The organism is Streptomyces sp. NPDC059917 (assembly GCF_042730635.1).
Taxonomy (GTDB): domain Bacteria; phylum Actinomycetota; class Actinomycetes; order Streptomycetales; family Streptomycetaceae; genus Streptomyces.
Genome location: NZ_JBHWLC010000108.1, coordinates 1 through 8,847 on the forward strand (window position 1 = coordinate 1; position 8,847 = coordinate 8,847).

The following is an 8,847-nucleotide window of genomic DNA, read 5'->3' on the forward strand; positions in this document are numbered from 1 at the left end:
GGCGGGCGATCCTCCGCCTTGCGATGCACGGCACCAGACGCCGCGAGCCGCGCCCTTCGGGCGCCCGGCGCTACTTTCGAAACACGCCCTAGTGGACCCAGCCCGTGAAGCCCTGCGGGCCGCGCGAGCGGCCCGGGGAGGGCGGTGCGGCCGGTGCGACGGGCCCGGCCGGTTCCAGGGCCGCGGCGACGGCCCGGACCAGCCAGGCGTTGACCGAGAGGCCCTCCTGGCCGGCGGCGTCCTCGACGCGGTTCTTGAGGTGGGAGGGGAGGCGGAAGTTGATGCGGGCCGTGCCGCCCTCGTCGCCCTCGCCGGCCGGAGCCGCGACGGGGACCGGAGCCGCCGCGGGAGCGGAGTGCTCCGGGAGGGTGCCTCCGTACGCGAAGGGCTCCTGGGCCGGGGGAGCGGTCACCACGAACTCGGGGTCGAGCCCGCGCAGCCGTACGTCGACCGAGCCCGGCGCGAGGTCCTGGGTGACCTCGCCCATGGCGGCGGACAGGGCGTTCAGCAGGGTCAGCCGGGCGGCCGACTCCAGCGGAGCGGTGAGCCGCTCGGCCAGGGCGCGGGATTCGGCGCCGCCCGCTTCAGCGGCTACCGCGAGCTCGTTCCGGAGGTGATCGACGTAGGGCGTGAGGTCCATGGCGAAAGCATGGCACACGAATGGCGCCACGGCCAGCTTTTGTGGCGCCATTTTGGCGCCACGTGGTGCCATGAGTGCTATTCGGTGAGCGTCGGGGGGTGGGCTGCTCTGTGAAAGGGCAGGTCAAGGGCTTGTTGGGGGTGTGGCGTCAAGGTGGTGCCACGCGGGGAATCCGTGGCGCCATCGTGGTGCCACCTCACCTCCGCCGCGCCCATGCGGGCGTCCACGTCCGGCCCTCGGGGCCCACGGGGTCCTCGGAGCCGCCGGGGCGCGGCGCCGCGAGGTGTTCGCGCAGTGCCGCGAGCGCGGGCTGGGGGTTGTCGCGGCGCCAGATCAGGGAGTGCGGGTAGACGGGCGTCGGATCGATCACCGGGATGCGGCGCAGGCCGTGCCCGTCGGGCCAGACGAGCCGCGTGTGCTCGCCCATGAAGGTGGCCAGGGCCGGGGTGTCCGCGATGGTGTCGAGGAGGGCGTCGGAGCCGAAGTTGGGGCCCGTCGCCTCGATGGTGAGGCCGAACTCGGCGACGAGGTCGTCGTAGTAGGCGGCCCACTCGGTGCCGGGGACGAGGCCGGGCATCCAGATCCGGTGCCCGGCCAGCTGGGCGAGGGTCACCGACCGGGCGCCCGCCAGCGCGTGGGCGGGGCCCGTCAGGAGCTGGAGCGGTTCGTCGAGCACGCGCACGGACTCGACGTCCCCGGGCAGGGGCCGGCCGGGCGCGGACACGGCGCGGAAGGACGCGTCGATCTCCCCGGACCGTACGGCGGCCACCGCCGCCTCGATGTCGAAGAGCATCAGCACGTCGAGCTCGAACTCGGGGTGCGCGCGGTGGAACTCGCGCATCAGGCCCGAGGCCGCCACGCGCGAGGCGATCACGTCGACGCGCAGCGCACGGCGGCCGGGCCGTACGGACGCGAGCGCGCGCTCGGCGACGCGCAGCAGCTCGCGCGCGTGGGGCAGGAAGGCCCGCCCGTCGATGGTGAGCTCGGCGCCGCGCGCCGTGCGGGTGAAGAGCTGGGCGCCGAGGGCCTTCTCCAGCGCGGCGACGCGTTTGGAGACGGCCTGCTGGGTGACCCCCAGGTCGGCGGCGGCCGCTTGGAAGCGGCCCGCGTCCACGACGGTGACGAAGGTGCGTACGGCTTCGAGGTCCACGTCGGGGGAGGCTACTCCACAACCTGCCGTTGTGTGCGGATCGCGGATCGGTTGTTTGACCGGCCGGTGTCCCGCTCGGTTAGCTCTGCGGGGAGGCGAAGGGAAGGGGTGGTGCGCGTGGGCCGGAAGTTCGGGTGGCTCTGGGCGGCGTACGGGGTCAGCACCCTCGGCACCTGGCTCGCCTTCGACGCGTTCGCGCTGATCGCGATCCTCGCGCTGCACGCCGGGCCGACCGAGGTGGCGGTGCTGGCGGCCGTGGGTCTCGCGGTGGGGGCGGTCGTGGCGGTGCCGCTCGGGCCCTGGGTGGAGTTCCGCCGCAAGCGGCCGGTGATGGTCGCGATGGACCTCGTCCGCTTCGTGGCGCTGATGAGCGTGCCCGCCGCCTACGCGCTGGGTCTGCTCGGCTTCGCACAACTCCTGGTCGTGTCCGTCGTCGTCGGCGCGGCCGACATCGCCTTCGGCGCGGCCAGTGGCGCCTACCTGAAGGCGCTCGTGCGGCCGGCGGACCTGCTCGTCGCCAACGGCCGCTTCGAGACGACGACCTGGACGGCCTCCGTCCTCGGGCCGCCCCTCGGTACGGCCGCGATCGGGCTGTTCGGACCGGTGCTGACCGTGGTGGCCAACGCGGTCAGCTACCTGCTCTCGGCCGTGGGGATCGCCGCGATCGGCGGGAGCGAGCCCCGGCCCCGGCGCGCCGGAGGGGGGCTGCGGCTCCGGGACCTGTTCGAGGGGTGGCGGTACGTCCTGAGCCACCCCGCGCTGCGGCCCCTGTTCTTCAACACGGTCCTGGTCGGCGGGCTGATCATGGCGACGCTGCCGCTGCTCGCCGTCCTCATGCTGGGTGAGCTCGGCTTCGCGCCCTGGCAGTACGGGCTGGCCTTCGGCCTGCCGTGCGTCGGTGGGATCGTCGGGGCCAGGCTGGCGCGCCCGCTGGTCGCCCGGTTCGGGCGGCGGCGGGTCATGGTCGTCAGCGGGGTGCTGCGGGCCTGTTGGTCGCTCGGGTTGGCCTTCGTGCGGCCGGGGGTGGCGGGGCTCGTGCTGGTCGTCGTGGTCGAGTTCGGGCTGATCACCTGCATGGGCGTCTTCAACCCGGTCTTCGCGACCTACCGGCTCGAACGGCTTCCGGTGGACCGGGTGGCCCGCACGTTGTCGGCGTGGTCGGTCACCAGCAAGCTGACGATCGCGGCGATGACGGGGGTGTGGGGGGTGTTGGCGGGGCTGGCCGGGCCGCGGGTCGCGATCGCCGTGGCCGGTGTGCTGATGCTGGGCACGCCCTTTCTGCTGCCTCGGGGTGAGCGGGTGCGGGTGGGGGTGCCGGTCGCCTAGGTCCCTCCGGGGGCGCCTCAAACGCCGGCGGGGCTGGAGGTGGCGGGGTTACGTGTTCAGTTCGGCCAGGACGCGGAGGGTGTGGGGGTCCGGGGCGGTCAGGAGGAGGTCGGTGACCGGGCCCTTGCGCCAGAGGTCCAGGCGTTCCGCGATGCGTTCGCGCGGGCCGATCAGGGAGATCTCGTCCGCGAAGGCGTCCGGGACGGCGAGCACCGCCTCCTGCTTGCGCCCCGCGAGGAAGAGCTCCTGGATCCGGCGGGCCTCCTCCTCGTACCCCATGCGCGCCATCAGGTCGGCGTGGAAGTTGCGGGCCGCGTGCCCCATGCCGCCGATGTAGAAGCCGAGCATGGCCTTGACCGGGAGCAGCCCCTCGGCGACGTCGTCGCAGACGTGGGCCCGGGCCATCGGCGCGATCATGAAGTTCTCGGGGAGGGCGGTCAGGGACGCCTGGTAGACGTCGGTGCGGCTCGGGGACCAGTACAGCGGGAGCCAGCCGTCCGCGATGCGGGTGGTCTGGGCGATGTTCTTCGGGCCCTCGGCCCCGAGCAGGACCGGCAGGTCCGCGCGCAGCGGGTGGGTGATGGGGCGGAGGGGTTTGCCGATGCCGGTGCCGTCGGCGCCGCGGTACGGGTGGGTGTGGAAGCGGCCGTCGAGCGCCACGGGCGCCTCGCGGCGCAGCACCTGGCGGATGACGTCGACGTACTCGCGGGTGGCGGTCAGCGGGCTCGCGGGGAAGGGGCGCCCGTACCAGCCCTCGACCACCTGCGGGCCGGACAGCCCGAGGCCGAGCATCATCCGCCCGCCCGAGAGGTGGTCCAGGGTGAGCGCGTGCATCGCGGTGGCGGTCGGGGTGCGGGCGGCCATCTGCGCGATGGCGGTGCCGAGCCGGATCCGGGTGGTGTGCGCGGCGATCCAGGTGAGCGGGGTGAAGGCGTCCGACCCCCAGGCCTCGGCGGTCCAGACGGAGTCGTAGCCGAGCCGTTCGGCCTCGGTGGCGAGGTCGAGGTGGTCCGGGTTGGGGCCGCGGCCCCAGTAGCCGAGTGCGAGTCCGAGGCGCATGTACGGTCCCTCCGCGAGCCTTATCTGACGGGGCGTCAGGAGACTGTAGGCCAACGGCCCCCCGCCCGGAAGGGCGGGGGGCCGTCGGTACGGGCGGACGCTCGGGCTCAGCCGCGCTGGATGCCCGAGGTGTCGTTCAGCACGCCGCGCCGGTTGTCCGGCGTCTGGGCCACCAGCGCGGCCGGACCGCGCTGGTCCACCGCCAGGTACCAGGTGCCCGGCACCAGTTCGGCGATCGGGGTCGGCGAGCCGTCCTCGGCGAAGAGGGGGCGCGCCACCGGCACCGCGAACCAGAACGGGGCGAAGTCGCCGCCCGCCGACGGCTGCGCGTCCTGCGGGGCCGCCGGGCCCGGGGTGGGCGCCGGGGCGCCGTGGCCGGAGTACGGCGGTGCGGGCTGCGGGGTCGTCCCGTACGGCGTGGGCTGCTGACCGCCCGGGTAGCCGTATCCGGCGCCCGGCTGCGGCTGGCCGCCGTACGGCTGCGCGACCTGCGGCTTCGGCGCGGGCACCAGGGCGCCCGCCAGCGCGGGGATCTTCGACCCGGCGAGGGTGACGACGGCCAGCGCGGCGTTCGCCAGGAAGGCGATCACGCAGCCCGCCCCCAGCCCGGCCCCGGGCGGGCTGACGATCAGCGACCACAGCGAGGACCAGGCGGCGGCGACGGCGAGACCGGCGCCCCAGACCTCCAGGCCCTGCCCGGCGACCTTGCGGCCCGCCGGCAGCAGCCGGGTCGAGATGATCAGGGCCGCGGCGGCGATGCCGGTCAGGAAGACCGAGGGGAGGACGATGTTCAGCCGGTCCGTGTCCCACGCGTTCGGGATCCGGGCCTCGCAGGCCGCGAGCCCGGCGCAGTCCACGGAGTAGAAGTTGAGGAACGAGGCGATGAACAGCAGCACCGCTGCTCCGATCACCACGCCGTCGCCTCTAGTGAGGGAGCGGATGTTCACTTGGATGTCCTTCTCGGTCGTCTCGTCGTCTCGTCGTCTCGTGGTGCCGACGGGCCGCGGTCCACTGTGGAGCGGGGCGGCGGGCGGGCACCATCGTACGGACGTTTCGCGCGCCCGAGGGGTCAGGGGCCGTAGCCGGCCCCCTCTCCTACCCGCCGAGGAAGCCGACGATGCCGTTCGCGATGCCCTGGGCCGCCTTCTCGCGCCATTCCGGACTGGTCAGCAGGGCCGCGTCCTTGGGGTCGCGCATGTTGCCGCACTCGATGAACACCTTCGGCCGGGTGGAGAGGTTGAGCCCGCCGAGGTCGTCGCGGACCACCAGGCCCGTGCCGCCGCCCACGTAGTTGGAGGGCGCCGAGCCCGTCGAGCGCGTGAAGTTCCCCGCGATCCGCTCGCCCAGCTCGCGCGAGGGGCCGACGATCTTCGCGGTGTCCGCGGATCCGCCCTTGACCTTCGCCGGCAGGATCACGTGGAAGCCGCGGTTGCCCGCGGCGACGCCGTCGGCGTGGACCGAGACCACCGCGTCGGCGTTCGCCTCGTTGCCGATCCGGGCCCGCTCGTCGATGCACGGGCCGAAGGGGCGGTCGGCGCGGTGCGTGAACACCACCTTGATCCCCTGGGCCTGCAGGAGCGTGGCCATCCGCCGGGAGACGTCGAGGGTGAACTCGGCCTCCATGTAACCGGCGTTGGTGGTGGTGCCGGTGGTGTCGCACTCCTTCATGTTCGTGCCGATGTCGACCTGCTTGTCGATCTCGCTCGTGTGCTTGAAGTTGCCCGCGTTGTGCCCCGGGTCGATGACCACCACGCGCCCGGCCAGCGACCCCTTGCCGGGGACCGCCGCCGCGGACGCGCCGGGAGAGGCGGAGGCGCTCGCCGAAGCGGAGGCGGACGCGGACGCCGAGGCGGACGCCGAGGCGCTGCCCTGCGGGCGCGGCTGCGAGGAGGGCGGGGAGAGCGGCGGCTTCGCGGCGGCCGGGGGCCGGCCGTCGTCGGCCCCGGCCCCGGAGGTCACCTCCACCAGCACCCACCCGGCGAGGCAGAGCGGCGCGAGGGCGGCCACGGCCACGGCCAGCGTGGAGCGGCGCGTGAACCAGGGCCGGTCCGGGTTGACCGAAGAGGCGGACTCGGGCTGCGGGGCACTGTCGTCGTACGGCACGTCGGCGATGCTAGACCCCGCCCCCGCCCGCCGTCCGGACCCTGACCCGTCCGAGGGCCGGGCGCACGGCCGGATGGAGTCGCCTCCCGGAGCGTCGCCGCAGGTCAGATGCCCGCGCCCGTGCGGCGCAGGACGCGCAGCGAGTCCGTCACGGAAACCTCCTCGAAGGCCCCGGACGCCAGCGCCCGCAGGTAGATCCGGTACGGCGCCTGCCCGCCGTCCGCCGGATCCGGGAAAACGTCGTGGATGACCAGGGTGCCGCCGGGCGCCAGGTGCGGGGCCCAGCCCTCGTAGTCGCCGGTGGCGTGCTCGTCGGTGTGCCCGCCGTCGATGAAGACCAGGCCGAGCGGGCCGCCCCAGGCCGCGGCCACCTTCGGCGAACGTCCGACGATCGCGATCACGTGCTCCTCCAGGCCCGCCGCGTGCAGGGTCCGGCGGAAGGTGGGCAGGGTGTCCATGAGCCCGACCTCCGGGTCCACGACCGTCGGGTCGTGGTACTCCCAGCCCGGCTGCTGCTCCTCGCTGCCGCGGTGGTGGTCCACGGTGATCGCGCTCAGCCCGGCCTCGCGGGCCGCGTCGGCCAGCAGGATCGTGGAGCGCCCGCAGTACGTGCCCACCTCCAGCAGCGGCAGCCCGAGCGAGGCGGCCTCGGCGGCCGCCGCGTAGAGCGCGAGGCCCTCCCGTACGGGCATGAACCCCTTGGCCGCCTCGAAGGCGGCGAGGGTCTCCGGCTTGGGGCTGGCCATGGTGTTCCTCCAGGTGGTGGGGGGTGCGCGTGCGGGTGGCGGCCCATGCTGCCCTACCGCCCGGTAGGACGCTACGGGCGGGTCCCGCGGAGCCCCGGCCGGTCGCACTCGAACCACACCGTCTTGCCGGTGGCGGTCCCTTCCGTGCCCCAGCGGTCCGTGACGGCGTCGACGAGCAGCAGCCCCCGCCCGTCCTCGGCCAGCGGCCGTACGTCGCCGGGCGCGCGCGGGGGAGAAGGTGACCCGTCCTCCACCTCCACCCGCAGCCCCCGGGGCCGCAGCAGGATCACCACGGCGCAGCCGCGCCCCGGCACGTGCCGGACGACGTTCGCGACCAGCTCGGTCAGCGCCAGCTCGGCCGCGTCCGCCAGCGCGGCCAGCTCCCAGCGGGCCAGCAGCATCCGCAGGATCCGCCGCATGTGCCGGGCGGAGTGGGCACCCACGGTGAAGCCCATCCGGTAGGTGCCGTCAACTTCCGTCGCGGAGTACTCAGTTACGTGATTCACCGCACCAGCGTGTGGCGGTCTCACTACGCTCGGCTACGGACCGAAACGAACGCCTCACGGCGTGTACTTGGGGGTGACCGCCCATGGTCAACATCCGCGACCTCGATCCCAGCGCCTCTCCGCTGGACTACTACGGCTTCGAGCTGCGCCGCCTGCGCCAGGAAGCCGGACTCAAACAGCACGCGCTCGGCAGCATCATCTTCTGCACGGGCTCCCTCATCGGGCAGATCGAGACGGCGAGGAAGGTCCCGACCCGGGACTTCTCCGAACGCGTGGACGCCGCGCTGGGCACGGACGGGATGTTCTCGCGGCTGGTGGGACTGGTGCTGCGGAGCCAACTCCCGACGTGGTTCCAGGCGTATGCGGAGATGGAGGCCCGGGCTGCGTACATCTCGTCGTTCCAGGCACAGGTGGTCTACGGACTGCTCCAGACGCCGGACTACGCGCGAGCGCTGTTGGGCGTACGGACTGATGAGGGCCTGGATGCGAAGGTCGAGGCTCGGATGGACCGCCAGCGGATCCTCCAACGCGAGAACGCGCCACTGATGTGGGTCGTGATGAGCGAGGCGGTGCTGCATCAGGAGGTGGGTGGCCGGGAGGTTATGAGGAACCAACTTGCCCACCTGTTGACCCTGGAGCGGCGGGAGTGGCTGCAAGTGCAGATCCTGCCGTTCGGCGTGGGCGCTCACGTTGGGCTGGACGGCTCGTTCACGATCCTGCGCTTCAACGACGACCCCGACATCGTCTACACGGAGGACTTCGTCCAGGGGCACATGACGGCCAATCCGCAAGCTCTCAGGGAGGGTTCGCTCCGTTACGATCACTTGCAGGCCACTGCCCTCTCCGTCGGGGATTCGGCGGCCCTGATCGCCCGTGTAATGGAGGAACGTTATGGACACCATCCAGGACCTGTCGGGCGCGCGCTGGCGTAAGTCCTCGTACAGCGGAACGACCGGCGGCGAGTGCGTCGAGGTCGCCACCCAGCCCCACCAGGTAGCCGTGCGGGACTCCAAGAACCCCCAGCTGCCCGCCTTCACCGTGAGCCCGGCCGCCTTCGCGGAGTTCGTGCGCGGTCTCTGACGCGCGGTTGCGGCGCCGCCCCGGTCGGCTGGTTCAGCGGTCCGGGGTCGGCGGCGGGATCCGGCGGGGGCGGTCGGCCTTCGCTTCATCCTGCATCGAACTCCCTCTACCCTGGGGCGTGGTGGGCAGGGCGGGGGGCCCGCGGAACACCCCACGGGGTGACCCGGGGGGGGGCGCAGGGGGCTAGCGGTGGTAAAAGTCGAGCACGGAGACGGGGGGGGAAAAACCCCCCCCGCC

Annotated in this window: 10 protein-coding genes; 3 read left to right on the forward strand and 7 right to left on the reverse strand. The window is 73.4% G+C overall.

From position 1 onward, the window contains the following. Window positions 1-88 precede the first annotated feature (88 nt). Together ACFWAR_RS35945 and ACFWAR_RS35950 are read right to left on the reverse strand one after the other, a co-directional pair. A complete protein-coding gene (locus ACFWAR_RS35945) occupies window positions 89-640 on the reverse strand; it encodes a hypothetical protein (protein WP_385786817.1) in 552 nt (183 codons plus the stop codon). A 196-nt stretch (window positions 641-836) separates the two neighbouring features. After that, the gene (locus tag ACFWAR_RS35950; protein WP_385786820.1) at window positions 837-1,790 is read right to left on the reverse strand and encodes a LysR family transcriptional regulator; all 954 of its coding nucleotides are present in this window, start codon (window positions 1,788-1,790) and stop codon (window positions 837-839) included. Between the two features lie 117 nt (window positions 1,791-1,907). On the opposite strand from ACFWAR_RS35950, the gene ACFWAR_RS35955 reads away from it, so the two are divergent. Beyond that, entirely contained in the window at window positions 1,908-3,116 is a 1,209-nt protein-coding gene (locus ACFWAR_RS35955) for an MFS transporter (protein ID WP_385786823.1), read from the forward strand. A gap of 48 nt (window positions 3,117-3,164) precedes the next feature. Here the strand turns inward: ACFWAR_RS35955 and ACFWAR_RS35960 are convergent, their stop codons facing one another. The 5 genes from ACFWAR_RS35960 to ACFWAR_RS35980 all read right to left on the reverse strand — a co-directional run bounded on the left by ACFWAR_RS35960 (window position 3,165) and on the right by ACFWAR_RS35980 (window position 7,530). Then, complete coding sequence (locus ACFWAR_RS35960; RefSeq protein WP_385786826.1) at window positions 3,165-4,175, reverse strand: LLM class F420-dependent oxidoreductase; 1,011 nt, start codon at window positions 4,173-4,175, stop codon at window positions 3,165-3,167. 107 nt (window positions 4,176-4,282) lie between these two features. Beyond that, a complete protein-coding gene (locus tag ACFWAR_RS35965; protein ID WP_385786828.1) occupies window positions 4,283-5,122 on the reverse strand; it encodes a hypothetical protein in 840 nt (279 codons plus the stop codon). Window positions 5,123-5,270: 148 nt separating this feature from the next. Further along, entirely contained in the window at window positions 5,271-6,278 is a 1,008-nt protein-coding gene (locus tag ACFWAR_RS35970) for an N-acetylmuramoyl-L-alanine amidase (RefSeq protein WP_385786831.1), read from the reverse strand. A 104-nt stretch (window positions 6,279-6,382) separates the two neighbouring features. Continuing rightward, window positions 6,383-7,024: a class I SAM-dependent methyltransferase gene (locus tag ACFWAR_RS35975; protein ID WP_385786834.1), complete on the reverse strand. Its 642-nt coding sequence runs from the start codon at window positions 7,022-7,024 to the stop codon at window positions 6,383-6,385. A gap of 71 nt (window positions 7,025-7,095) precedes the next feature. Beyond that, window positions 7,096-7,530 carry an ATP-binding protein gene (locus tag ACFWAR_RS35980; RefSeq protein ID WP_385786838.1) on the reverse strand — a complete coding sequence of 145 codons (435 nt, stop codon included), beginning with the start codon at window positions 7,528-7,530 and terminating at the stop codon, window positions 7,096-7,098. A gap of 83 nt (window positions 7,531-7,613) precedes the next feature. Between ACFWAR_RS35980 and ACFWAR_RS35985 the strand changes: the two genes are divergently transcribed. Both ACFWAR_RS35985 and ACFWAR_RS35990 read left to right on the forward strand, forming a co-directional pair. Next, window positions 7,614-8,462 carry a helix-turn-helix domain-containing protein gene (locus ACFWAR_RS35985; RefSeq protein ID WP_385786841.1) on the forward strand — a complete coding sequence of 283 codons (849 nt, stop codon included), beginning with the start codon at window positions 7,614-7,616 and terminating at the stop codon, window positions 8,460-8,462. Further along, complete coding sequence (locus tag ACFWAR_RS35990) at window positions 8,422-8,610, forward strand: DUF397 domain-containing protein (protein ID WP_385786847.1); 189 nt, start codon at window positions 8,422-8,424, stop codon at window positions 8,608-8,610. The genes ACFWAR_RS35985 and ACFWAR_RS35990 overlap by 41 nt, the downstream gene beginning before the upstream one ends. Window positions 8,611-8,847: the final 237 nt, after the last annotated feature.